Here is a 25,315-nt window from a genome sequence, read left to right as displayed (position 1 = left end):
ATGCTAGAGATGCACGAAGGCCGTCAGTGGCAAATGATCGGAGGCCACGCGCGACAGCGGCGTGTCGTGTGCTTCCACTGCCGAAACCATGCCGTTCCGGTTGCCCATGATCCGGTCCAGCGCCAGCACCGGCAGGCCTGACGGAAAGGTGGGCACCGCCGGCGGCGTGGGGTCGAAAGTCGAGTGCAGCGTGTTGAGCGCCGAGCGGTTGCCGAGCCGCCACTCGTTGAGGTCGCCGAGCAGCAGCGTCGGCCTTTCATCCGCGCTGCTCATGATGTCGAGCACTACGCGCGCCTGTTCCGAGCGCGAGCGGCGCAGCAGGCCGAGATGCGCCGCGATCACGCGCAGCGACCGGTTCTCGTCGAGATCGATCTCGGCAACCAGCGCCCCGCGCGGCTCCAGGCCCGGCAGCTTGATCTGATGGACGTCGCGCACGGTGCCGCGCTTGAACAGAAGCACATTGCCGCGCCAGCCATGCGCCTTGCCGTTTCCCGTGACCGGCACCGGCACCAGCCCGGTTTCCATTTCCAGCCGGTTGAGGTCGAGCAGCCCGGTCCGGTCGCCGAAGCGGCTGTCGGCCTCCTGCAGCGCGATCACGTCGGGGCTGATCTCGCGGATGACGCGGGCTGTCCGTTCGGGATCGAATTGCCGGTCGGTGCCGATGCATTTGTGGACGTTGTAGGAAGCGACCACCATCCCGGCGTCGTCTATCCGCTGGCGCGGCGTCGAAATCGCCTTCCGCGCCTTTCTGCGGCGGATCGTCAACAGCACTGTCTCCGGGAGGCTGCGTCCGTTCTTCTTCATGGGTCTGCTGCTCGTCTTCCCTGAACGTAGGCCCTGCTAAAGATAGGGCGATCCCAGCCACAGCAACCGGTCGAAGACGCGGATGATGAACGGCCGGGCCCTTAATGTCTGCAGTGTCACCGGTTGCGCCGAAGCCATCGCCGCGCCGATGCGGGCGTCGATGGCGGCAGCAAAATTGGCATCCAACACCTCCATGTCGATCTCGAAATTCAGCCTCAGCGAGCGGGCATCTAGATTGGACGAGCCGACATAGGCCCAGACGCCGTCGATCGCCATCAATTTCGAATGGTCGAACGGGCCTTCGTGGCGCCAGACCCGGCAATAGTGCTTCAGCACCTGGTCGAACTGGGCCGTCATGGCGTGGTCGACCAGGAAGAGGTTGTTCACCGCCGGCACGACGATGTCGATCTCGACGCCACGTCGGCCGGCCGTCGTCAGCGCGCTGATCAGCTCGCGATCCGGCAGGAAATAGGGCGACATGATGCGGATCGATTTGCGCGCGACCGAGAACGCCCCCATCATCAGTTTGTGGTTGGTTTCGTTCGAAGCATCCGGGCCGGTCGCCACCGCCCGCACAAGCATCGGTTGGCCAGGCGGCGGCGAAGCTCTTTCGACCTGCCAGATTTCTCCCGTCAGGGCCTCGTTGCCGGCGAAGCGCCAGTCCTCCGCGGCGACCGCGAACAGCTCTCCTACGATCGGCCCGGTCACCTCGAAATGCGTGTCCCTGGAGCTGTCGGAGCCGGCGAATTCGGCCGAGAACCCCTTGCGGATGTTCATGCCTCCCGTGAACGCCACCATGCCGTCGACGACCAGGATCTTCCTGTGGGTCCTGAGATTGGCATAGGGGAGCCTCAGCCCCATCAGCAGGTTGCCGTTGAAGAGGTCGGTCGTGACGTTGGCCTCGTGCAGCTGTTTGAAGATGCTGGGCACGGAATAGCGCACGCCGACGGCATCGATCAGCACGCGCACGGTGACGCCGCGTTTGACTGCGGCGGCCAGCGATTGCACGAACATCTGCCCGACCGCGTCATTGTCGAAGATGTAGGTCTCGAGAAGGACGCTTCTTTGCGCCCCGTCGATCGCCCGGCACATCGCCATGTAAGCTTCGTCGCCGGTTTCGAGCACGGCGATCGTGTTGCCCGAGGTCAGCGGACGCCGCGCGACCCTGTCTCCCAATATCTTCAGCCCGGCGAAGCGCTGGCCATATTGCGCGCCGACCAGCCTTTCCAGCGCCACGTCGCGGTCATGCTCGGGCCCGCTCGTCCCGCCGACCGACGGACGCATGGCGCTGATCGTCGCGCGGCGGATGCGGTTGATGCCGGCGATGGCGTAGATGATCGCTCCGAGGAACGGAGACAGGAGCATCACGCCCACCCAGCCGGTGGCCGCGCGCACGTCTTCCTTCGTCATGATGGCATGGACGATGCCGACCGCCGCCATCCCCAGCGAGAGGATCAGGATGAGCTGGGACCAGTGACTCGCAATCGCCTCGAACATCGCTTCGACTATTGAGCGAGCGGAAACGGAAGGCAATGCGTCCGATCAAGCAGTCTCGTGTATCGCCCACCCTCTATCCGCATACGATCGCGCTGCAGGCCGGCCGGGCACCTGGTCAATTTGGAACGGCCGACCTGACTTTGCTCGGCGGCACGCCGAATGTCTCGCGAAAGGCTCTGGAGAAGTGCGAGGCGTTCTCGAAGCCGACCTCGATGGCGATCTCGACCATCGGGACGCTGGTTTCGAGCAGCAGTTGCTTTGCCCGCTCGAGACGCACTCTCTTGTAGATGACGGCAGGCGAGCTCTTTGCCTGCTCCATGAACAGGCGCTCCAGCTGCCGCCGCGATAATCCGACCGATGCCGCGATCTGGGAAATCGACAGCGTGTTTTCGAGATGGCTCTCCATCGAGATCAGCGCCGCCTGGAGGCGCGGATCGTTGCATTCGATCGCCAGCGGCCGGCGCGGCTGGATGTGCAAGGCCGAGCGCGCCTTGTCGATCTGCAGCACTTCGAGGGCATTCCGCTCGGCGCGTTCACTGATGTGGCGCCTGACGATCGACGCCGCCATGTCGGCCGCGCTGCTGCCGCCGGCGCACGATCCCCTCGTGCGGTCGAGGTTGAAGATGCGGTCCGCCCTGACCTCGTGATCCGGGAAACGCTGGCGAAACGCCTGGTAATGCAGCCAGCTGACGCAGGTCCGGTGGTACTTCATCAGGCCGGCGTCTGCCAGGATGAAGGTTCCGGTACAGACACCGATCAGCGGAACCTTGCTTGCGGCCGCTTTCTTCAGATAGCGGACCGTCTCGTCGTCGACCGGAAACTCGTTGTTCAAGAGTCCCCCCACCACCACGACATAGTCGAACAGCTTGGGGTCCACCAGATCCGACGTCGGCGCGACCTGCACGCCGCAGCTCGAGGTGATCAGGTGCCGGGTGCTCGCCAGGACCTGCCAATCGGCGAAGATCCTGCCGGACCTGTCCGCCTCGTCGCTGGCCAGCCGGAGCGTGTCGACGAACAGCGCGAAGGCTGAAAGTGTGAAGGAGCGGGCAAGGACGAAACCGATCTTCAGTCGAGTGGTTTCGGCAGTTCCGTTCGCGGACTTCATGACTGACTCTCTGATACCGGCCCGAACTGTAGCGCTTTCCGAGAGCATTGTCCCAGGCGGATTGCTGGCGACGCCGCTCACACCGGGAGAGGATGAGCGCGCCAGCAGGCCGCTGATGGTCCATGAACGACGCGCGCAGCCCCGAATGCGTGCCGGGGCGAGCGTTTTGATGATTGCGGCGCCTACACCCGCTTGGCGACCAGCCGCAGCCATGGCGCAAGATGGAAGGCAGCCATCAAGAGATACATCGGTACCATGCCGCTGAGCATGGAGGCTCCGGGACCGGACATGCACGTCATGTCCTGACCATCGTAGGCGGCCGTCAGCAGCGCCATGATCGCGAAAGTGGGCGCTGCCGCGAGGCAAAGCCAGTCGGCGGCACCGAAGCCGCCACGACATGCCGGGCGAGGGGCGAGGTCAGGGTGATCGACGCTCATCGTCTTGATCTTCCAAATCGTCGGACTTTCGAGGCATTTGGCAAGAAATCGGCACTGGCGGCGCAGCTCGCACCGCCAGTGTCGCTTCACGTTCAGGCGCTCTTGTTGCGGAACGCCGCTTCGCCGGCATCCGAGACCTCGACCCATCTCTGGTCGGGCGCCGCACCTTCCTCGTAGTTGTCGTGCCAGTTCCACCACTTGTAGGTCTGTGTCTGCGGATAGCCCTCGGGCGAATCCTCCCACACCTCCTGGCGGCCGAGCGGGGTGACGTCGAGATAGCTCCACACCGTGCCAAAAGCCTCGTCGCCGCGATTGTTGACGAAATAGGTGCGGAAGATGCGATTGCCGTCATGGATGAAGACGTTGTGGCCGTGCCACTCGTCGACGCCGAAATCCTTGTCCCAGCTGTCGGTGATGGTGTACCAGGGCATCTCCCAGCCCATCCGCTTCTTCAGCCGGGCGATGTCGGCCTGCGGCGCGCGCGAGGCATAGGCAAGCGTGGTGTCGCGGGCGTTGAGATGGGCAAGGTTGCCGACCATGTCGGCGCCGAGCGAGCAGCCGCGGCAGGCATGCTCCGGCCAGCCATAGACGCCTGGCTCGAAGAAGGCGCGGTAGACGACGAGCTGGCGGCGGCCCTCGAACAAATCGAGCAGGCTCGCCTTGCCGTTCGGCCCTTCGAACACATAGTCCTTCTCGACCGCCATCCACGGCATGCGGCGGCGTTCGGCGGCGAGCGCGTCGCGGGCGCGGGTGAGGGCTTTCTCCTTCACCAGCATCTCCTCGTGTGCGCCTTCCCAGGCTTGCTGCGAAACGATTGGGGGTGTCTTCATCTGCTGGGTCATTGCTCTTGTCCCGTTCTTTCGGTTTGGTTGAAGGTGACGAAGGCAGACATAGGGCGCGGCGGGCCCACGGTGAGAGTTACAAGTGTGGCGGGATTTTTCTCGATGAGCCTGAGATGGACTCCCTGATCAATGCCGCCGGCCGTGCGCTTGCCGCGGGCGATCCGCTGGGCGCCTTGAAGCGGGTTGCCCTGCGCGAGGACGCGCCGGCGCTGGCACTGCGCGGTATCGCGATGGCGCAGCTCGGCGACTTGTGCAAGGCAAAGACGCTGCTGAAGAACGCGGCGCGCGCCTTCAGTCCGAAGGAGCAGGTGGCGCGCGCCCGCTGCGTCGTCGCCGAGGCCGAGATTGCTCTGGTCTCGCGTGACCTCGGCTGGCCGGAGAAGGCCCTCGGATCCGCACGCCGGACGCTTGCCGCACACGGCGACCGGGTAAACGCTGCCTATGCGGGAAGTCTCGAGGCGCGCCGCCTCATCCTGATCGGCCGCCTCGACGAGGCCGAGCGTGTGCTGGCCGGCTTCGATCCGGCGCCGCTGCCGCCGGTCGCGCGCGTGGCGCACGAACTCGCGGCCGCAGGCATCGCGGTTCGGCGTCTGAGGACGAAAGCGGCGCGCGCTGCGCTCGGACGGGCCACGCTCGCCGCCTATGAGGCGAACATCCCGGCGCTGAAGGCCGAGGTCCAAGCCGCCTCGCAGGTGCTGAATGCGCGCGTGGCGCGGCTGATCTCCAAGGGTCGGGAGAAGTCGCTGCTGCTCGATGAAGTCGAGGCGTTGCTGGGCTCGGGCGCGCTGGTCGTGGATGCCTGCCGCAATGTGGTGCGGCAGGCCGGCGCGGTGGTCCCGCTGGCGACGCGGCCGGTGCTGTTTGCCCTGGCGCGCACGCTTGCCGAAGCATGGCCGGCGGACGCATCGCGCGAAACGCTGCTCCGGCGTGCTTTCCGGGCAAGGGATGCCGATGAATCACATCGCGCGCGGCTCAGGGTCGAGATGGGCCGGCTGCGCGCCGAACTCGGCGCATTGGCCGAAATCAACGCGACTGCTGCCGGCTTTGCGCTGACGCCGCTGAACGCCGGCGAGGTCGTCGTGCTGGCGCCCCCGGTCGAGGAAGAGCATGGCGCGGTGCTCGCTTTCCTGGCCGACGGCGAGTCCTGGTCTAGTTCGGCGCTGGCGATCGCGCTTGGCGCCAGCGCCCGCACCGTGCAGCGGGCGCTGGAAGAGCTGTCGACGCGCAACAAGGTTCAGGCGGTCGGCCGCGGCCGGGCGCGCCGCTGGATGATGCCGCCCATAACCGGATTCCCGACTGTCTTGTTACTCCCCGGTCCGCTGCCGAGCGACTAGGGTAGCGGCACATCGTTCAGATCGAAGAGGAAGACAATGAAACGAGTGGCTGCCGAGATCCTGCGTGAATACGGTCCTTTTCCAGGTGTTGCCAAGGTGGCCGGCGTGACCTTCGACGGCGAGAAGGTGTGGTTTGCCTCGGGCGACAAGCTCAATGCGCTCGATCCCGGAACGGGCGCGACGCAACGCTCGATCGACGTCGCCGCCGATGCCGGCACCGCCTTCGACGGCAAGCATCTCTACCAGATTGCCGAGGACCGCATTCAGAAGATCGAACCGGCGACCGGAAAGGTCGTCGCCACCATTCCGGCTCCCGGCAATGGCGGCGATTCAGGGCTTACCTGGGCCGAGGGGTCGCTCTGGGTCGGCGAGTACCGGGCGCGCAAGATCCACCAGATCGATCCCGAAACCGGCAAGGTGATCCGCACCATCGAATCCAAGCGCGTCGTCACCGGCGTCACCTGGGTCGACGGCGAGCTCTGGCACGGCACCTGGGAAGGCGATGAGAGCGATATCCGCCGCATCGATCCGCAGACCGGCGAAGTGCTGCAGATGCTGGAGATGCCGGCCGGAACCGGCGTCTCCGGGCTGGAGTCCGACGGCGCCGGCTGCTTCTTCTGCGGCGGCGGCAACAGCGGCAAGGTCAGGGCCGTGCGCCGTCCGGGATACGAAGCTGCCGAGTAGCGCGCAACGGGCGGTTCAGGCCGTTTCACGGGCCGGCAACGCGGCGCCGGAAGCCTTGGCAGCCATTGTCCTGTCGATATGCGCCCAGGCCGGCCGCTCGAACAGGAACATGCCGAAGCCCGTCCACTTGACGATCAAATAGAGCACGACCGGGCTGATCGAGACCAGCAGCACCGCCAGGCTGAGCATGCCGGTGTCGGTCAACAGGCCGCTTGCCAAGGCAGCACCCCGGAACAGCGACATCGGGATGGTGAAGGCGACATAGACGACCAGCGAATGCTCGCCGAGCCAGCGCAGCCATTCCATGGAGGCGAATTTCGACAGGAAGCCGCCGGCGACGCAGAGCGCCAGCGCTCCGGTGACGGCGAGCACGAGGTGCAGCGGCGGCCAGGCCGCAAGGCCCATCTGCATGCCGACCGGCTCGACGGCATAGCCTGGCGAATAGACGAGCAGGCCGTTGACGATCGCCCAGGCGAGCAGCCCCGCGACGGTCAGGGCGGGACGGTCCTGTGTCCGCGCGACAAGCCGGAACACCAGCGGCGCCATCACGAAGCCGAGATAGAAGAAGACGAAATAGGCCGCGAACTGCTCGAGCGCATAGCTATCCGGGTGCGGTGCCCACATCTGCAGCGCGGCGGCGGTCGGGATGACGGCCCAGTGCGGCACGCGAAGCTCGCGCAGCACGCGAATGACGATGCCGAACACCGCCAGCATGTAGATGAACCACAACACGCCATAGGGCTGGACGACGGCCATGGCGAGGTCGTGCAGCATGCCGTCGACATCGCGGCTGTAGATGCCGATCTTCAGCCCGATCGAGATGATCGCCCACAACACATAGAAATAGAGGTAATGGACGACGCGCCGATCGACATAGCGCCGCCACGGCCGGTCGATCACCTGCGACAGGAACAGTCCCGAAATCAGGAAGAATTCCGGCATGCGGAAAGGCGTCGCAAAGCCGATGACATAATGCAGGAAGCCCACACCATTGGTGTATTCACCGGTGTTGTAGGCCGAATACATCATCACCACCAGGATGATCGAAAGACCTTTTGCCGTGTCCACCCACGGCATGCGCATCGGACTGTTCATCAACGAACTCGAGAAGGAAACACTGCGCCATACTATCGGATAGGCCCATTTCTAGCAGCATGAAGCTTCGGATATCGTAAACATGGCACTGCTGGTGGTGGAAATCTGACGCTTGTCGAAGGGGAATTCCGGCAAGTGCGGAACGGCCGTTGCGTGCAGTCGGCGCAGGCTGCGCAATAGTTGCGGAACAGACGATCGGGTTCAGGGTAGCGGGACCGGCTTGTCACTGAGGGTGCGCAAGTAGGCGATCAGGTCGACTCGTTCGGCCTCGTCCGGGACACCGGGAACCTCCATGTAGACGCCCGGCCTGGTGAGCATGGGCGCGAAGAGATATCCGTTCAGGTCCTCATACGACCATACGCCCTCCCAGCTCAGCAAGGCCTCAGAGTAACGCATATTCGCCACAGACGCCTTGTCGCGGCCGACGACGTCCCACAAATTCGGTCCCGTTTTGGTCCCTCCCTGTGGCTCGGCGTTGTGGCAACCATTACACACGTGGGTGAAATAGGTTCGGCCTTTCTCGACATCGGCAGAAGCCAGCTTCATCGAGATAGGGTCCGGTGTCGACAAGACGACGCCGTGCGACATGAGATAGTCGGCCACTTCACGGTGTCCCTTGATTTTTGCCAGATGGAGCGGTGTCTTGCCATCGTTTGTCTTCGCATTCACGTCCGCGCCGGCCTCGACCAGTGCCTTCACGCAGTCGAAACAATCGATAGTGACGGCGACATGAAGGGCGGATTGGCCACTGCGGCCGGGAATATTTGGATCTGCCTTTCGCTGCAGCAACAGCTTTAGCAGTTCGATCTTCTTGCCCTTTCCCACGGCTGCCATCAGCGCGGGACCCCAAGTCGACTGGGCGTTGACGTCCGCACCACGTTCAATGAGCAGTTTCGCCGCTTCGATATGGCTGGTCCGGACCGCAAAATAGAGCGCCGTCGCGTTTCCATCGCTCTCATCTATGCCGGCACCTGCATCGAGCGCTGCCGTGATCGCAGCGACATCGCCTTTCTTCGCGGCGTCGTGAATGGCGGCAGCGCGTGCTTCAATCGGGAAATGTACAAGCAGGAGCGGAATGAAAAGCAAGAACCCGCGCATTTGGCAGCCTCCCCAAGGCTTACCGGGTTGCGAAGGATACCTTAAATGCCCCGCAAGAACCAGAGTTTTAAGCAAGACTGGCCATGGCCTTGCTGGCCGTTAGGCTTTCGCCACTAGCCGTCGCTTCGCGCCGGCGTTGATGCGGTTGCCTCCCGCATCAACACCGCCACGATCGCTCCCGACAGGAAGGTCAGCGCCGCGACCGCTGAGATCGCGGCCACGAAGCCGAAGAAATCGGCGATCAGCCCTGCCGACAGCGCGCCCGCCGCGTAGCCGAGGTCGCGCCAGAAGCGGTAGACGCTGAGCGAGCGCGCCCGCCAGGACGGGTGCGAAGCGTCCGACACCGCCGCGATCAGGCTCGGATAGACCATCGCCGTGCCGAGGCCGAGCAGCAGGCTGGCCCACAGCCACCAGCCGAAGGCAGTGGTTGCGGCAGTGAGGAAAAGTCCCGCCGCCTGCACCCACATGCCGGCGACGATCAGGCCCTTGCGCCCCCACCGATCGCTCAGCGGCCCGGTCGCGACCTGGAACACGCCCCAAACGGCCGGGTAGACGGCCTTCAGGATGCCGATCCGCTCGACGCCGAGCCCGTTGGCGGCGAAGAAGAGCGGAAAGAGGCCCCAGCTCATGCCGTCGTTCAGATTGTTGACGAGGCCCGCCTGCGAGGCGGCGAAAAGATTGCGGTCGCCGAAGGAGGTCAGCATGAAGATCTCGCGAAAGCCGAGCGGCGAAGCCTGTTTGGCATGGTTGGCCAGTTCCAGCCGCACATGCTCGCGCGTGTCGCGTACCAAAAGGATCGATAGCGCGGCACCCACGATCGCATAGCCGACGCCGAGATAGATCGGCACCGGACGCAGCCCGTAGCGGCTCGCCAGGTAGCCGGTCAGGAAGGCGGTGATGCCGACGGCGAGATAACCGGCGAACTCGTTCAGGCCGACGGCAAGGCCGCGCGATTTCGGTCCGACGAGGTCGACCTTCATGATCACCGTCATCGACCAGGCAAGTCCCTGGTTGATGCCGAGCAGCGCGTTGGCGGCGACGATCCAGCCCCAGTTCGGTGCCGCGATGATGATGAAGGGCACCGGCAGGCCGAAAAGCCAGCCGAGGATCAGCACGCGCTTGCGCCCCCATAGGTCCGCAAGCTGTCCGGAAACGAGATTGGCGCAGGCCTTGACCACGCCGAAGCTGACGATGAAGGAGACGACGAGCGTCGTCGAGGCGACGCCGAACTCCTCCGCACCGATCAGCGGCACCACGGTCCGCTCGATGCCGACCATGCCGCCGACGAAGGCGTTGATCAGCACAAGCAGCGCAAATTGTTTCCAGTTGGCCTTGAGGCCGAGCGCGACGGCCGGCGCGGATGCGCTCAAGACGTCGCTCCGGCGTTGGCGGCCCGGTTGCGGGCGGCTTCCGGGGGCGGAGGCGGGATGTCGGCGGTCATGGCGGCGACGAACTGCTCCTCGTCCTCGATGCGAAAGGCCTTGTTGAAGCGCCGCTCGAAGCCGATCGTCGATGTCGGCTTGCCGCTCAGCGAGCGGCCGCAGACCGAGCCGGAATAGGCGCCCGGCAGCACCTCGATGTGATCGGGCAATTGCTTCAGGCGTTGCGCGCTGGCGAAGAGCGCGCGGGCGCCGTCTTCGGCGCTCGAAGCAAGCTCGGTTCGGCCGAGGTCGCCGACCATCAGCGTGTGTCCGGTGAGCACGAACCACGGCTCGGTCGAACGGGTATGGTCGGTGACGAGCAGGCTGAGATGCTCTGGCGTATGGCCGGGCGTGTGGATCACGGTCGCCGTCACATTGCCGAGCTCCAGCACCTCGCCGTCCTTCACGCGCCGGAACGGGAAGTCGGCCTCGGCGTCTTCGAACAGGACATAGTCAGCGCCGCTCGCTTCGGCGAGCGCCCGCCCGGCCGAGATGTGGTCGGCGTGGATATGGGTGTCGATGACATACAGGATGCGCATGCCGGTCGCGCGCGCTGCCTCCATATAGGGCGCAATGTCGCCGACCGGATCGACGACAGCCGCGGACGCGTTGCCGCCGCAGCCGAACAGGTAGGAGGCGGCAACCGGCTCTCGATGCAGGAACTGCCTGAGGATCATTGATCTTCCTCCCACAAGGAGCTGCCGCATAGTCTTGACAGCCGGTCGAAACCGTCATTCAACAACTCTATTGAATGACGGTGCGTCGCTGAAAGGCCAATGTCAATCCGCAATCCGAAGCAGGCGCTCTACGAGCAGTTCGCGATAGTCGCCAAGGCGCTTGGACACCCGCTGCGCCTGGAGATGATCGAGCATCTGGCGCAAGGCGCGCGCAGCGTCGAGGCGCTGGCGGCCAAGCTGGGACAACCGATCGCCAACATCTCCCAGCATCTTCAGGCGCTTCGCCGCGCCGGTATCGTCACGGCTGAGCGCGACGGCAAGTTCGTGCATTATTCGCTTAGCGACGACAGCGTGCTGTCGGCTTCCGCCTCGCTCCGCGCGATAGCCGAGCGTCACCTTGCAGAAGTCGACCGCATCGCGCGCGGCTATTTTCACGCGCGAGACGAGATGCGACCAGTAGGCCGGGACGAACTACAGGCGCTCATGCGCGACGGATTGGTGACGCTGATCGATGTCCGCCCGCCGGACGAGTTCGCGCTTGGCCATGTGTCCGGCGCGATCAATGTCCCGCTCGGGGAGGTCAAGGCCTGGTCCGCCGGGGTCGCGATGGACCGGGAGATCGTCGCCTACTGCCGTGGTCCATGGTGCGTCATGTCCTTCGAGGCGGTATCGACATTGCGCTCTCTCGGATTTGCGGCGCGGCGGCTGGAAGAGGGCATGCCGGAATGGAAGGCCGCCGGCCTGCCGGTCGAGACGGCCGCCTGACGGGCGTCGTCGACCGTCGAGTGTGGCGCTTCTGACTCGGCCGGCTTTTTGTTGAGCGGGATACGGCCTGGGGTTGCATTAACCCTTCGTCAATCCGGGCGAATCTCTTAGCTTCGCGCAGATGGACTTAGCCCGTTCCCGCCAAATCTATGCTGCCCGACCCCGTAGAACGCCGAGCGCCGTTCTGCGGGCTGCAGGTCTGATTTCCGCCGGTCTCGTTGCAAGCTGCGCCAATCCGCCGCCGCTGGCCAACTCTTCCGGCACACTCATGGTGCCTGCAGAAACCGCCTTCGCCTATCCGTCTCCGGGCGGACCAGCCGTCACCGCCGTGCTCGAGCGGCGCTTCGCCAATGCCACCGAGCAGGACATACTGCTCGCGACCTCGGCGCGCACGCCCGGCCAGAATATGCTTCGGGTGCAGATTTTCGGCCCGGTCGATGCCTCGATGGCTGGAGAGGGCAGGCTGCGCGACGGTTATCTGCCGATCGGCGATATCGGCTCCGAGATGCGGCAATTGCTGCCCGGCATCCGCATGCAGCGCTCGCCTTTCTTCGTGCAGAACAAGTATGGCCCGTTCGGCTATGCCGTCGGTCGCGGCGCCTCCGGCGACACCTGCCTCTATGGCTGGCAGCGCATCACCTCCACCGGTTCCACCCAGACCCTGATCGGCAACAAGGGCTCTGTCCAGGTGCGGCTGCGGCTTTGCGACCAGGATGCGTCCGAGCAGCAGCTGCTGGAAGCCCTGTATGGCTATACGATTTCCTCGGCGTTCAGGACACGCAACTGGAACCCTTATGGCGGCGCGCCTGGTCCGGACGCGGCGATCGGCAAGTCCGGTCATCCGATCTATCCGCTCGGCGCCGCTCAGTTCGGCACTGTGACCACTCCGCCGGCTCCGGCTCAGCCGGCGCGCCGGCTTGCGCGCCAGCACATCGCGGCTGAGCAGGCACCGCCGACGCCGGAGCAGCCACCGCCGGTCGGCCCGACGGTGCCGGCGCCGCCGGGAGGACAGACGGCCCAGACGCAAACGCCGAACTCCGTGCCACCGGTTCCCGCCGCCTCTGACGGTGCCCCCGCGACGATCGTTCCACCGCCGCCTTGTGCAAAGACGGATTCGGCCTGTGTCCAGGGCAAGGAAGACACCTCTCGTTAACCATCATCGCGGCACAACTGGAATCAGGCGGTGTGGTTGTAGCGCGAAACCGGAATAGGCAGCGGCAGGCGAGGGGCTACCTTGCCGTAAGCGATTGCCAAGCGGTGGCCCGACCGGCCGAAGCCGATTGCAGAGGCACTTGGATGCGGAAGTTCCTGATCGTCTTGCAATGGGCAATGGCTTCGGTCTGCGTCATCACCATGGTGTCGCTGCCGATCAGCCTGGAAACGCAGCTCGTCGCCTCGATGAGCGTGCTCCTCGCCATGATGATCCTCAAGCTGGTGCGTCCTGACGGCATCTGGCGGCTGATCGCGCTGGCTTTCGGTACCGCCATCGTCATGCGTTACGTCTATTGGCGCACGACCAGCACGCTGCCGCCGGTCAATCAGCTGGAAAACTTCATCCCCGGCGTGCTGCTCTATTTGGCCGAACTCTACAGCGTCATGATGCTGGCGCTCAGCCTCTTCGTCGTCGCGCTGCCGCTGCCTTCGCGCCCGTCGCGTGCCAACTCCAATGACCGGCTGCCGACCGTCGATGTCTTCATCCCGACCTACAACGAAGATCCCGATCTGCTCGCCAACACCATGGCCGCGGCGAGAGGCATGGACTATCCGCCGGACAGGTTCACCGTCTGGCTGCTCGACGACGGCGGCACGCTGCAGAAGCGCAACTCCGACCGCATCGTCGACGCCACCAATGCCGAGCGTCGTCACGCCCGGTTGCAGAAGCTCGCCGCCGATCTCGGGGTCAACTATCTGACGCGCGACCGCAACGAGCATGCCAAGGCCGGCAATCTCAACAACGGGCTCGCCACGTCGACCGGCGAGTTGGTCGCGGTCTTCGACGCCGACCATGCGCCGGCGCGCGATTTCCTGAAAAAGACCGTCGGCTATTTCGATGAGGATCCGCGCCTGTTCCTGGTGCAGACGCCGCATTTCTTCCTTAACCCCGATCCTGTCGAGCGCAATCTGAAGACCTTCGAGAAGATGCCCTCGGAGAACGAGATGTTCTACGGCATCATCCAGCGCGGCCTCGACAAATGGAACGCGTCCTTCTTCTGCGGCTCGGCCGCGGTGCTGCGGCGCTCGGCGCTTGTCGAGACCAACGGCTTCAGCGGCGTCAGCATCACCGAGGACTGCGAGACCGCGGTTGAATTGCACGCGCGCGGCTGGCACAGCGTCTATGTCGACAAGCCGCTGATCGCCGGCCTGCAACCCGCCACCTTCGCCAGCTTCATCGGCCAGCGCAGCCGCTGGGCGCAAGGCATGATGCAGATCCTGCGCTTCCGTTTCCCGCCGTTGAAGCGCGGCCTCTCGATCCCGCAGCGCCTCTGCTACATGTCCTCGACGCTGTTCTGGCTGTTCCCGTTCCCGCGCGCCATCTTCCTGGTCGCGCCGCTCTTCTACCTGTTCTTCGACCTGCAGATATTCACCGCCTCCGGCGGCGAGTTCATGGCCTATACGCTGAGCTACATGATCGTGAACCTGATGATGCAGAATTATCTCTACGGCGCCTTCCGCTGGCCGTGGATCTCAGAGCTCTACGAATATGTGCAGACCGTGCATCTTTTGCCGGCCATCGTTTCGGTGATCCTCAATCCGCGCAAGCCGACCTTCAAGGTGACGGCCAAGGACGAGTCGATCGCGACCAGCCGTCTGTCGGAGATCGGCAAGCCCTTCTTCGTCATCTTCGGCGTGCTCCTGGTCGGCGTCGCCATGACGGCCTACAAGGTCTACACCGAGCCTTACAAGGCGGACGTGACACTGGTCGTCGGCGGCTGGAACCTGCTCAACCTCATCATGGCGGGCTGTGCGCTGGGTGTCGTCTCCGAACGGGGTGAGCGTGCCGCCACCAGGCGCGTCAAGGTTAGCCGTCGCGCCGATTTCGAGATCGACGGCAAATGGTACAAGGGCACGATCGAGAACGTCTCGGCCTTCGGCGCGCGCCTCACCGTGCTGGACGCCGAGCTCGAGGATCTTGCCAAGGATGCCAGGGCCGGTATCCGTTTCAAGCTGTTCGCCGACGGCACCGAGGCGGTGCTGCCGGTCGCCATCCGCAACTTCGAGCGCACCTCCGACGGCATCGCGGTCGGCTGCCTCTACCAGCCGAGCGAGGCCGTGCACCACCGGCTGGTCGCCGACCTGATCTTCGCCAATTCCAAGCAGTGGGAGCAGTTCCAGCTTTCGCGGCGCGGCAATCCGGGCCTGCTGCGCGGCACGGGCTGGTTCCTGCGCCTCGCGATTTTCCAGACCTATCGCGGCCTGGTCTATTTCTGGCGCGATCTGCGGGGCAGAACCAGGAGCGCGCAGGTTGGACAGCTCGCGGAGAAGCGGCCATGAGAAGCGTCTGGCTGCTTCTGCTTCTGCTGGCGACGTGGCCAACGGCCGCACAGACCCCGTTCGACATGTCCGAGGAGCGACCGGCCGCGCCGCCTTCGCAGCCGCCCGCACCTGGAGCCCAGACTGTCCTGCCGGGGACCACGCCGTCATCTGCCGCGGGTAATAGGGGCACGGCCGAGCCCGGGATACAGCAGGCCGCCATTCAACCCGCCAAACGCCACTTCATACCGTTCAGCGAACTCGTGCTTTCCGGCGAATATGCGCAACGCTCCTGGTCGGTCTTCCTGACGCCCGAGCAGGCCGACGCAGCAAGCGAGCTCCATCTCGGCTATCAGAATGCGGTCGTCGTCGCCCCGGAGGCTTCGCGCATGACCGTGTCGATTAACGGCACCAAGGTCGTCGACGAGCCGATCGCCGCCTCGGACGATGCCGCCGACATTGTCGCCACCGTTCCGCCGAAGGTTTTGCATGCCGGGTTGAACGATATCGTGATTTCGGCGGTGCAGCGGCATCGCACCGACTGCACCATCCAGTCGACCTATGAGTTGTGGACCCAGATCGATCTCGCGCGCAGCTTCTTCTCCTTCGAGGGCGCGGAAGCAGGACACTGGAAACGGGTCGAGGATCTGCGCGCCGTCGGCGTCGATGAAAACGGAGCCACGACCTTCAACCTGATTGTGCCATCCATGGCCCAGGCTGTCTCAACGGCGCCGACGGTGCGGCTCGGCGAGGCGCTGGCGTTGATGGCCAACATGCCGAACCAGTCCTTCGAGGTCAGCGAGACCGGTTCGCCTGCCTCCGGCCCCGGCGTGGCCAACGTCGTTCTCGGCCCCGCCGCCGATATCGCCAAGCTGGTGGCGAGGCTGCCCGAGGGAGCGGAGGCGGGACCGGTTGCAACAATGGTCGACGACCCGAAGCTCGGCCCTTCGACCCTGGTCGTCAGCGGTCCGAACTGGCAGGCCGTCGACACGGCGATCGACGACCTCGCCAAGCAGGTGGATCGCCCGGTCGGCAGCCTGCGCACCAGCCTCGGCACGCGAAGCTGGCGCACGCCCGACGTGCCGATGCTGCTCGGCGCCAGCACGCTCAAATTCTCCGATCTCGGCGTGAACACCCAGGAATTTTCGGGTCGCCGGATCCGCACCGATCTCGCTGTCGGTGTGCCCTCAGATTTTTATGCCGGCGCCTATGGCCAGGCCACCATCCTGCTCGACGCCGCCTATTCGGCGGAGGTGCTGCCGGGCAGCCATATCGACGTCTATGTCAACGACAACATCGCCGCCACCGTGCCGATCACCACCGCGGGCGGCGAGATCCTGCGTCACCTGCCGATCAAGGTGACGATGCGCCACTTCCGGCCGGGCGAGAACACTATTGCGATCGAGGCGGTGTTGTTGACCGAGGCAGACGCCATCTGCGCCCCGGGCGCCACTGCTCAGGGCGCTCAGCGCTTTGCCGTCTTCGACACGTCCGAGCTCGTCATGCCCGACTTCGCCCGGATCGCCCGGATTCCGGATCTTGCCGCGATCAGCGGCACCGGTGCGCCCTACAGCAGAACCGATTATGCGCTGCCTCTTATCATGGACCGCGCCCAGCCCGAGACGGTCTCGGCCGGAGTGACGCTCATGGCACGCATGTCGGTGGCCGCCGGCCGCCTGATCGGTGTGGATTCATCGACCGCCGCGGCAGCCGTGTCCGATCGCAACGCTGTCTTCATCAGCCCGCTGTCGCAAGTTCCGCCGGCCGTGCTAGCCCAGGTCGGCGTATCCGGCAACAGTTCCTCGACCTGGGGACTGGTGGTCGCCTCGATCAAGCCGAACACCGAAACGACTTTCGACGAGTGGCGCCAGAAGCTGCGTGGCAGCGGTTGGCGGGGTCAGATCAGTTCGCTCGAGGACTGGATGGGCAGGACCTTCAACATCTCCATGGATTCCTTCCGCATTTTCCCGGGCAGGCCGGCCGAATACACGCCGCAGGGCAGCGCCAGCCTGCTCGTCGCGCAGGAAACCAGCCCGACCGTCGGCGGCACCTGGACCGTGATCACCGCGCCGACGGCCAGCGCGCTTCGCGAAGGCGTGCGCACGCTGACCCAGCAACGCAGTTGGCGCCAGATGGGCGGCCATCTCACAACGGTCGATTCCGGCGACGACAAGGTTGCGACGCTGCCCGTCACGCGCTTCAGTTTCGTCGAGACGCAGCCCTTTTCGCTATCCAACTACCGCCTGATCGTCGCCAACTGGCTGTCGGCCAATGCGCTGTCCTACGCCGCGGTGCTGACGGTGTTGTCGATCGTGCTCGGGCTGGCAACGGCAGGATTGCTTGCGTCGCTGGGGCGCCGCAAGTGAGCAGTCCCGTGCAGGCCTTTCTCGTAGCCTTTGCCTTGGCCGCCTCGCTGCTCGCACCAGCCCGGGCAAGCCTCGCGGCCGCAGCGATCACCTCGCAGGAGTGGTCGCTCTACAAGGACAAGTTCCTCGACCCCGCCGGTCGAATCGTCGACAACGCCAATGGCGGGATAAGTCACAGCGAAGGTCAGGGTTACGGGCTGCTTTTGTCTTACCTTGCCGGCAACCGGGGCGATTTCGACCGCATCTGGGCGTTCACGCGCACGGAGATGATGGTGCGTGACGACGGCCTGGCGGCCTGGAAATGGGACCCCGCCGCGAAGCCGCATATCAGCGACACGAACAACGCTTCCGACGGCGATCTGCTGATCGCTTATGGCCTGGCGTTGGCTGGCGAGGCATGGCACCGTCCCGACCTTACCCAGGCCGCGACCGGCATGGCGATGGCGCTCGCCGCCGGCAGCCTGGAGAAGGTGGGCGACCTCGTTCTGCTCAAGCCCGGCAATTCCGGCTTTGCCGCCGGCGACCGTCCCGACGGCCCGGTCGTCAATCCGTCCTACTGGGTCTTCGAGGCGCTTCCGGTGATGGCCGAGCTTGCCCCCGACGGACCCTGGAACGAACTTGCCGCCAACGGCAGGACCCTGCTGGCCAGTTCGATGAAAATCGGACCTTCGGAGCTGCCGCCTGATTGGGTTTCGTTGAAAGCGCAGCCGGCCGTCGCCGACGGCTTCCCGCAGGAGTTCAGCTACAACGCGCTTCGCATTCCGCTTTACCTGCTGCGCGCCGGCATCCATGACCGCGACCTGCTTGCCCCGTTCCTGTCGCAGATGCCTGACGATCAAGGCCGTGTTCGCATCGTCGACATCGCGACCGGACAGACGCGGCAGTTGCTGGCCGACAGCGGCTACCGCATCATTCCGGCGCTCGTCTCCTGCGTTATCGAGAGCAAGCCGCTGGCCGGCGATCTCAAGGCGTTCCAGCCGACCGACTACTATCCTTCGACACTCCAGCTGCTCGCGCTCGCCTATGCGCGCCGCCATCATCCGGAGTGCCTATGAAACCGGCAATCTTCATAGCTGCCGGAACGGTACTGCTCGGCGCCATGGTGCTTCATCAGGGCGGCTATTTGTCGAGCCCGGCGACCTTCCCAAAAGCTGGGACATTTCCGAATGCCGCGCAAAACCCTCGCGACGATGCCTCGCAGCAAAGCCTGTCAAAGCCCATCACCCTGGCCCAGGGCGACCAGCCGGTTGACGCCGATGTGGCGCCGGCATCCTCGCGAAAGATCGACGAGAGCGCGCTGCGCTACTTTGCCTCGAAGGGCGACACCAAGCGGCTGAACGCCGAGATCGCGCGGCTCAAGGCGCTCTATCCGGACTGGACGCCGCCGGCAAATCCGCTGGCCGTGCGCAGGCAGGGCGATCCGCAACTCGACCAGATGTGGAAGCTCTATTCGGCGGGCAAGCTGGCAGAGTTGCGCAAGGCGATCGCGGACCGGCAGACGGCGCAGGCCGGCTGGCAGCCCCCGGCCGACCTTCTGCAGCGGCTGGCGCTGGCGGAGGCGAGGGAGCAGCTCATCAACGCCTCCAACCTGAAGCAGTATGATGCCGTCATTCGCGTCGGCTCGACTAATTCCAGCCTCCTGACATGCGGCGACGTCGACGTGCTGTGGCGTGTCGCGGAGGCGTTCGCGCGCACCCGGCGCGAGGATCGCGCCAAGGACGCCTATCTCTACATCCTGGACAACTGCAAGAAGCCCGAGGAGCGCTTCGCCACCGTCCAGAAGGCACTGCCGCTGCTGTCGCGGCAGAACCTGGACCAATTGCTGGCGACGGAGCAGAAGACGCCCGACGGCAAGGGCGAGTTCGCCGCCTTGCGCGGTGACATCGCCAGGCAGAGCCTCGCCAACGCCGATGCCGATCCGAAGCTGGTCATTCCCGCCGCCGACATCGCAACGGTTGAGGGCCTTGCCCGGGAAGGCGGCCTGGCTTCGGACGATCTGCTGCTCGGCTGGTACTATGTCCAGCGTGACAATCCGCAGAGGGCCGAGACGTGGTTCCGCAAGGCGCGCGACAAGGAAGACACCGCCAAGTCGTCGCAGGGCCTGGCGCTCGCCCTGATCAACCAGAACCGCCCGGCCGAGGCGGAGGACATCCTCTTCCGGTGGCGCGATACGGACGACGATACGCGCAAGGTCTATCTCGCGGCGGTGGCAAACCTGCTCGCCATGACGCCGCCGGCGCCGCTCACCCCGCAAGTGCTGCAGCGCATGGTGCAGGCGGTTTACGCCGCCAAGGACGCGGCCTCGGCGCAGCAGTTCGGTTGGTATGCGGATGCCCTAAACCAGCCGCAGACCGCGGCGCAGTGGTTCAAGCTGGCGCTTGAGTGGAAACCCGATGAGGAGCCTTCCGCCTACGGGCTTGCGCTGACGCGCTGGAAGACCGGCGACAAGGCAGGCGTCAGGGAAATCCAGTCGGCTTGGATAGGCCGGTCAGAGCGCATACCGACGGTCGGCGAACGCAGCATCGAGACAGCCGCCGTCGGCAAGCCCAGGCAAGCCGCGGCTGCCTCGAACGAGGCTGGGCAGGAGCAACCGTCGCGGCGCCGCCCGCTCGCCCAGGTCGAGGTCAGCGAGCACAGCGCCGCCAGGCCGCGCGCGGCGACGCCCGGCAGAGCACGGCAGGCGCCCCGCAACTGCTCGACCACGCTCGATCCTTCGTCGCTGTCGCCACAGACGGCGCTGTCTCGCGGCTGGTGCCTTATGCAGGTCAACAGGCCGATCGAGGCCGCGGCCGCCTTCGACGTCGCGCTGCGCGGCTCCGGCAGGACGCGGGCCGACGCCGCCTATGGCCAGAGCCTTGCCTATCTGCGCGCCGGACTGATCGACAGGGCGGCGATTGCCGCCTCGCAGGCGCCGATGGAGGCCGGTCGCAGCATCGAGATCAGGACGGCGCTGCTCGAGGCCCAGGCCAACACCGCTTTCGATCGCGGCCGCTACAACGAGACGATCATGGCCCTCGACGAGCGCGCGCGCATCGCGCCCGAGCGCACCGGCCTGATGGTGCTGCGCGGCTATGCCTATCTGAAGCTGCGCCGCTTCGCCGACGCCGAGCAGGCGTTTCGCGCCGCCGCGGCCACCGGCAATCATGACGCGCTGAGGGGCCTCAACGACGTCAGGAACGAACGCCAATCGAACATGCAGTAACCCAATGCATGTCGCCCAAAAGTGCGCAGCGGTTTTGGGACAACGACATGCATCAAACAAAAGGGCATGTCGCCCAAAAGTGCGCAGCGGTTTTGGGACAACGACATGCATCAAACAAAAGGGCATGTCGCCCAAAAGTGCGCAGCGGTTTTGGGACAACGACATGCATCAAACAAAAGGGCATGTCGCCCAAAAGTGCGCAGCGGTTTTGGGACAACGACATGCATCAAACAAAAGGGCATGTCGCCCAAAGTGCGCAGCGGTTTTGCGACAACGACATGCATCAGACAAAAGGGCATGTCGCCCAAAAGTGCGCAGCGGTTTTGGGACGACGACATGCGTCAAACAAAAGGGCATGTCGCCCAAAGTGCGCAGCGGTTTTGCGACAACGACATGCATCAGACAAAAGGGCATGTCGCCCAAAAGTGCGCAGCGGTTTTGGGACGACGACATGCGTCAAACAAGTCCGCCCGATACTTTTCAGGCGTCCGCTCTAATCCTTGGCGCGCTCGACATAGGAGCCGTCGGCGGTCATCACCACCACGCGCGTGCCGGCGGAGATGTGTGGCGGCACCGCGGTGCGCACGCCGTTGGAAAGCACGGCCGGCTTGTAGGAAGAAGACGCTGTCTGGCCCTTGGTGACCGGCTCGGTCTCCACCACCTCGAAAGTGGCGCGCTGCGGCAGCACCAGCGAGATCGGCGCGCCGTTGAACTGCGCTAGCTGCACCGCCATGCCTTCCTGCAGGTAGGGAGCCATGTCGCCGACCACGCTTTCCGAGGCCACGACCTGGTCGTAGCTCTCCGGGTTCATGAAATGGAAGCCTTCGCCGTCGGCATAGAGGAAGGTGTGCTCGCGTTCCTCGACATAAGCGCGCTCGACCATCTCGGTCGTGCGATAGCGCTCCGAGACCTTCACGCCGTCGCCGATACGGCGCATGTCGAGCTGCGTTACCGGCGTGCCCTTGCCAGGGTGGATGTTTTCGGCAAAGAGAATGACATAGAGCTTGCCGTCCTTATCGACGACGTTGCCTTTGCGTAAGGAACTGGCGATGACCTTGACCACGGTATTCAATCCTAATCGAGTTATTCGGCCTGCAAGCGTTGAGTGCCGTAAATCGGCGACGGCGGCCATCGCGTGCGCCCTAGCGCATCTTGCGGCGAACCGCCAGCCTTCTGCGCGATTTTCCTGTCCATGACCGGCGCTTCGCCCTGGTGGACGCCGCATGTCCATGCCGACCGCCGGCCAAGGCTGATGGCGCGCAACGCCATCGCCGCGGCGCTGCGAGCCTGGTTTGCCGAACGCGACTTCATCGAGGTGACGACGGCTGCGCTGCAGGCCTCGCCCGGCAACGAGGCGCATCTTGCAGCCTTCGCCACCGAGGCGATCGGGCCTGACGGATCGCGCCAGCCGCTCTATCTCCACACCTCGCCGGAATTCGCCTGCAAGAAGCTGCTTGCCGCGGGCGAGACGCGCATCTTCAGCCTGGGCGCGGTCTGGCGCAATCGCGAGCGTGGGCCGCTGCACCACCCCGAATTCACCATGCTGGAATGGTATCGCGTCGGCGAGACCTATGAGGCTCTGATGGCCGACTGCGCCGACTTCCTGGCGCTCGCCGCGGAAAAGGCCCGTGCGAAAAGCTTCAGCTTTCGTGGCCGCATCGCCGACCCGTTCGCCGAGCCGGAACGGCTGAGCGTCGCGGAAGCCTTCGCCCGGCACACCGGCATTGATCTGCTGGCGACCGTCGCCCCCGACGGCGGCACCGACCGCGACGCGCTGCACGCAGCGCTGGTCCGCGCCGGCCTGCGCACCGCGCCCGACGACAACTGGGCCGACCTGTTCAGCCGGGTGATGGTGGAAAAGGTCGAGCCGGCGCTGGGGCAGGGGCGGGCCACCATCCTCTACGGCTATCCGGTATCGGAGGCCGCACTTGCCCGGCCAAGTGCCGACGATCCGCGCGTCGCCGAGCGCTTCGAACTCTATTGCTGCGGCGTCGAGCTTGCCAACGCCTTCGGCGAATTGACCGACCCGGCCGAACAGCGCCGCCGCTTCCTCGCCGAGATGGACGAGAAGGAGCGCGTCTATGGCGAGCGCTATCCGCTCGACGAGGATTTTCTCGATGCTCTAGCGGTAATGCCCGAGGCAAGCGGCTCGGCGCTTGGCTTCGATCGGCTGGTGATGCTGGCGACGGGGGCAACGCGGATTGAAGATGTGATCTGGGCGCCGGCGGCGGGCATCTGATAGCACCGGCTTCTGCCTATGCCGAAGCGCCATATCGGTTTGGCCGCGCCGTGCCAGAAGGTGGCGACGATCAGAAGCACGATCGACAGCGGGGCGCCGGCACGATCCATTCCAAGGAACGCAGCCGCTTATCGCGACGCGCATCACCATTCCCGTCTGATAGCGTTGCGCTCTCATCTATTCGGGGCTGTCCGACCGCGTCGCGCCAGAAGATTGGCAACGACCAGGAGTACGATCGATAGCGCCATCATCAGCGTCGCGGCGGCGGTGATGGCCGGGCTGAGCTTTTCGCGCAGTCCAATGAACATCTCGAGCGGCATGGTGCGCTGGCTGGCGCTGGCCAGGAACTGCACCACCACCACTTCATCGAAGGAGGTGACGAAAGCGAAGGCCGCGCCCGACAGCACGCCGGGCAGGATCAGCGGCAGCATCACGCGGAAAAATGCAGTCAGCGGTCTTGCCCCCGAAATCGCTGCGGCGCGCATTAGGTTGCGGTCGAAACCGGTGAGGCTGGCGCCTACTGTTACCACGACGAAGGGGCTGGCCAACGCGGTGTGCGCCAGGATGATGCCGGCATAGGTGCTGGCTAGCCCGACGCGCGCGTAGAACAGGTACGAGCCGACGGCCGTGATCACCACCGGCACGATCAACGGCGACAAAAGCAGCGGCATGATGATGCGTCGACCGGGGAATTTCTCGTCGGACAGCGCGATGGCCGTCAGCGTGCCCAGCGTGGTTGCGATCAGCGTTGTGCCGAAGGCGACGATCAGACTGTTGCCGATCGCCGATTGCCAGCGCTGAGTGCCGAGCACCACCTCGTACCAGCGCGTTGAAATTCCCTCCAGCGGGAAGATGAAGAAGGCACCGCTATTGAAGGAGAGCGGTACCGGAATCAGGATCGGCACCAGCAGGAACAGGATCACCAGTCCGCACCACAGCCAGAGCAGGGCGATGCGGACGCGTTCGCCGGTGGTGGGGTAGGGGGACAACAGCATGGCTACACCAGCTTCAGGCGGTCGAGGCCGAGGATGCGGGCGAAGATTGCGAACAGCGCCAGCGTGAAGACGAGCAGGATGAAGGAGAGCGCCGCCGCCATCTCCCAATTCAGTTCGACATTGACGTAGTTGGCGATGAAGTTGCTGATCAGCTGGTCGCTCGCGCCGCCGATCAGGGCAGGGGTGATATAGTAGCCGAGGCACAGGATGAACGTCAGCAGGCAACCTGCCATCACGCCGGGGAACACCTGCGGAATGTAGATGCGACGGAAGGCGGTGAAGGGTCGGGCGCCCAACGAATAGGCGGCCTTCATCTGCGAGGGCGGGATGGTGCGCATGACGCTGTAGATCGGCAGCAGCGTGAACGGCAGCTGGATATGGGTCATGGCGATGATGAGCCCGATACGGCTGTACATCAGGTCAAGCCGGTCGCTGGCGACGCCAACAAACAGCAGGAAGTCGTTGACCAGGCCGAATTTCTGCAGGAGCACCGTCCAGGCGGCAGTGCGGACGAGGATCGACGTCCAGAAGGGCAAAAGCACGGCCACGATTAGGATGGCGGCCAGCCCTTTCGGCACGTTGGCTATCAGATAGGCGAGCGGAAACCCGAGGACCAGCGTTGCCAATGTGACTGCGGCGGCGACGAAGAAGGTGCGCAGAAACACCTGAATGAAGATCGCCTGCTCGGGCGGCACCCGTTCGATGCCGCCATCGGCGTTCCAGCGCAGATCGAGCGCGCTGAGAAGGTAGAAGGAAGTCAAGCTCCGGGTGCCGCTCTGGATCGCCGGCCAGGTCGACGGAGCCGACCAGAATGGCACTGATTTCATGGCGTCGAGCGCAGCCTGGCCGTCAGCGTTTTCGAGCTTGCGCACCGTCTTCAGCACCTGGCTGCGCGCGCCGGGCAGGCGCGCGTTCATGCTCTTGGCCAATTGATAGGCCGTGCCCTTGCCCTGGTTGTCTTTGAGGTCCGCGGCCAGGGCGGCGAAAGCATCGTCGCCCGGCAGGCCCTGGCCGTTCCAGCCGCTCAACGCCTGCGTGGTCTTGGGCAGTGCGTCGGCGATCGTGGGATCGTACACGGCGCGCGAGAGCAGCAGCACGATCGGAATGCCGAAGCTTAGCGCCAGGAGGACCAGCAGGGGTGCCGCGAGCAGCAGCGTGCGCATTCGATCACCGAATTCGGCGCGGCGGAGCGCCGCCGACACGGATTTCAGGTCCGCATCGGCGGCTGACCGGTCGCGGGCCAGCGTCGGCCGGTCGAGTTGGCTGGGCTGGAGCGCCGACAT

20 protein-coding genes and 1 pseudogene are annotated in these 25,315 nt (G+C 65.0%); 9 read left to right on the top strand and 12 right to left on the bottom strand.

Annotated elements, in window-relative coordinates; all coding sequences use genetic code 11:
* Nucleotides 1-3 precede the first annotated feature (3 nt).
* The 5 genes and pseudogenes from EJ074_RS04510 to EJ074_RS04490 form a co-directional block, all read right to left on the bottom strand.
* Nucleotides 4-804: an endonuclease/exonuclease/phosphatase family protein gene (locus EJ074_RS04510; protein ID WP_095809115.1), complete on the bottom strand. Its 801-nt coding sequence runs from the start codon at nucleotides 802-804 to the stop codon at nucleotides 4-6.
* 36 nt (nucleotides 805-840) lie between these two features.
* The gene (locus tag EJ074_RS04505; RefSeq protein WP_095809114.1) at nucleotides 841-2,301 is read right to left on the bottom strand and encodes a phospholipase D-like domain-containing protein; all 1,461 of its coding nucleotides are present in this window, start codon (nucleotides 2,299-2,301) and stop codon (nucleotides 841-843) included.
* 115 nt (nucleotides 2,302-2,416) lie between these two features.
* Nucleotides 2,417-3,406 carry a GlxA family transcriptional regulator gene (locus tag EJ074_RS04500; RefSeq protein ID WP_095809113.1) on the bottom strand — a complete coding sequence of 330 codons (990 nt, stop codon included), beginning with the start codon at nucleotides 3,404-3,406 and terminating at the stop codon, nucleotides 2,417-2,419.
* Nucleotides 3,407-3,588: 182 nt separating this feature from the next.
* Nucleotides 3,589-3,786: pseudogene (locus tag EJ074_RS04495) on the bottom strand (hypothetical protein); the annotation flags it as partial.
* Nucleotides 3,787-3,935: 149 nt separating this feature from the next.
* The gene (locus tag EJ074_RS04490; protein WP_095809112.1) at nucleotides 3,936-4,685 is read right to left on the bottom strand and encodes a DUF899 domain-containing protein; all 750 of its coding nucleotides are present in this window, start codon (nucleotides 4,683-4,685) and stop codon (nucleotides 3,936-3,938) included.
* Nucleotides 4,686-4,798: 113 nt separating this feature from the next.
* On the opposite strand from EJ074_RS04490, the gene EJ074_RS04485 reads away from it, so the two are divergent.
* Nucleotides 4,799-6,019 carry a helix-turn-helix domain-containing protein gene (locus EJ074_RS04485; protein ID WP_095809111.1) on the top strand — a complete coding sequence of 407 codons (1,221 nt, stop codon included), beginning with the start codon at nucleotides 4,799-4,801 and terminating at the stop codon, nucleotides 6,017-6,019.
* A gap of 36 nt (nucleotides 6,020-6,055) precedes the next feature.
* Nucleotides 6,056-6,703: a PQQ-binding-like beta-propeller repeat protein gene (locus tag EJ074_RS04480; RefSeq protein WP_095809110.1), complete on the top strand. Its 648-nt coding sequence runs from the start codon at nucleotides 6,056-6,058 to the stop codon at nucleotides 6,701-6,703.
* A gap of 15 nt (nucleotides 6,704-6,718) precedes the next feature.
* Here EJ074_RS04480 and EJ074_RS04475 read toward each other — a convergent pair whose 3' ends face one another.
* From EJ074_RS04475 to EJ074_RS04460, 4 genes are all read right to left on the bottom strand, one after another.
* Nucleotides 6,719-7,798 carry an acyltransferase family protein gene (locus EJ074_RS04475; RefSeq protein WP_095809109.1) on the bottom strand — a complete coding sequence of 360 codons (1,080 nt, stop codon included), beginning with the start codon at nucleotides 7,796-7,798 and terminating at the stop codon, nucleotides 6,719-6,721.
* A gap of 201 nt (nucleotides 7,799-7,999) precedes the next feature.
* Nucleotides 8,000-8,896, bottom strand: a complete 897-nt coding sequence (locus tag EJ074_RS04470) for an ankyrin repeat domain-containing protein (protein WP_095809108.1) — start codon at nucleotides 8,894-8,896, stop codon at nucleotides 8,000-8,002.
* A 113-nt stretch (nucleotides 8,897-9,009) separates the two neighbouring features.
* On the bottom strand, nucleotides 9,010-10,266 hold the full coding sequence (locus EJ074_RS04465) for an MFS transporter (RefSeq protein ID WP_095809107.1): 1,257 nt from the start codon (nucleotides 10,264-10,266) through the stop codon (nucleotides 9,010-9,012).
* Nucleotides 10,263-10,994, bottom strand: coding sequence for an MBL fold metallo-hydrolase (locus EJ074_RS04460; RefSeq protein ID WP_095809106.1), 732 nt, complete (start codon nucleotides 10,992-10,994; stop codon nucleotides 10,263-10,265). The genes EJ074_RS04465 and EJ074_RS04460 overlap by 4 nt, the downstream gene beginning before the upstream one ends.
* 99 nt (nucleotides 10,995-11,093) lie before the next feature.
* On the opposite strand from EJ074_RS04460, the gene EJ074_RS04455 reads away from it, so the two are divergent.
* The 6 genes from EJ074_RS04455 to EJ074_RS04430 all read left to right on the top strand — a co-directional run bounded on the left by EJ074_RS04455 (nucleotide 11,094) and on the right by EJ074_RS04430 (nucleotide 20,798).
* Nucleotides 11,094-11,759, top strand: a complete 666-nt coding sequence (locus EJ074_RS04455) for a metalloregulator ArsR/SmtB family transcription factor (RefSeq protein WP_095809105.1) — start codon at nucleotides 11,094-11,096, stop codon at nucleotides 11,757-11,759.
* Between the two features lie 268 nt (nucleotides 11,760-12,027).
* Entirely contained in the window at nucleotides 12,028-12,912 is an 885-nt protein-coding gene (bcsN, locus tag EJ074_RS04450; protein WP_165349849.1) for a cellulose biosynthesis protein BcsN, read from the top strand.
* Nucleotides 12,913-13,055: 143 nt separating this feature from the next.
* Nucleotides 13,056-15,251: a UDP-forming cellulose synthase catalytic subunit gene (gene bcsA / locus EJ074_RS04445; protein WP_129552796.1), complete on the top strand. Its 2,196-nt coding sequence runs from the start codon at nucleotides 13,056-13,058 to the stop codon at nucleotides 15,249-15,251.
* A complete protein-coding gene (locus tag EJ074_RS04440; RefSeq protein WP_095809102.1) occupies nucleotides 15,248-17,596 on the top strand; it encodes a cellulose biosynthesis cyclic di-GMP-binding regulatory protein BcsB in 2,349 nt (782 codons plus the stop codon). Before bcsA ends, EJ074_RS04440 begins: the two co-directional genes overlap by 4 nt.
* Complete coding sequence (locus EJ074_RS04435) at nucleotides 17,593-18,651, top strand: glycosyl hydrolase family 8 (RefSeq protein ID WP_245420665.1); 1,059 nt, start codon at nucleotides 17,593-17,595, stop codon at nucleotides 18,649-18,651. Before EJ074_RS04440 ends, EJ074_RS04435 begins: the two co-directional genes overlap by 4 nt.
* Complete coding sequence (locus tag EJ074_RS04430; RefSeq protein ID WP_095809100.1) at nucleotides 18,648-20,798, top strand: cellulose synthase; 2,151 nt, start codon at nucleotides 18,648-18,650, stop codon at nucleotides 20,796-20,798. The genes EJ074_RS04435 and EJ074_RS04430 overlap by 4 nt, the downstream gene beginning before the upstream one ends.
* Before the next feature lie 493 nt (nucleotides 20,799-21,291).
* Here the strand turns inward: EJ074_RS04430 and efp are convergent, their stop codons facing one another.
* On the bottom strand, nucleotides 21,292-21,861 hold the full coding sequence (gene efp, locus EJ074_RS04425) for an elongation factor P (RefSeq protein ID WP_095809143.1): 570 nt from the start codon (nucleotides 21,859-21,861) through the stop codon (nucleotides 21,292-21,294).
* 129 nt (nucleotides 21,862-21,990) lie between these two features.
* On the opposite strand from efp, the gene epmA reads away from it, so the two are divergent.
* Nucleotides 21,991-23,037, top strand: a complete 1,047-nt coding sequence (gene epmA, locus EJ074_RS04420) for an EF-P lysine aminoacylase EpmA (RefSeq protein ID WP_095809099.1) — start codon at nucleotides 21,991-21,993, stop codon at nucleotides 23,035-23,037.
* Between the two features lie 173 nt (nucleotides 23,038-23,210).
* Here the strand turns inward: epmA and EJ074_RS04415 are convergent, their stop codons facing one another.
* Complete coding sequence (locus EJ074_RS04415; protein ID WP_095809098.1) at nucleotides 23,211-24,032, bottom strand: ABC transporter permease; 822 nt, start codon at nucleotides 24,030-24,032, stop codon at nucleotides 23,211-23,213.
* Between the two features lie 2 nt (nucleotides 24,033-24,034).
* Nucleotides 24,035-25,315: an ABC transporter permease gene (locus EJ074_RS04410; RefSeq protein ID WP_095809097.1), complete on the bottom strand. Its 1,281-nt coding sequence runs from the start codon at nucleotides 25,313-25,315 to the stop codon at nucleotides 24,035-24,037.

Source organism: Mesorhizobium sp. M3A.F.Ca.ET.080.04.2.1 (assembly GCF_003952525.1).
Classification (GTDB): domain Bacteria; phylum Pseudomonadota; class Alphaproteobacteria; order Rhizobiales; family Rhizobiaceae; genus Mesorhizobium.
Note: the sequence above shows the minus strand (reverse complement) of the source record. Positions and strands in the feature narration are given on the sequence as shown.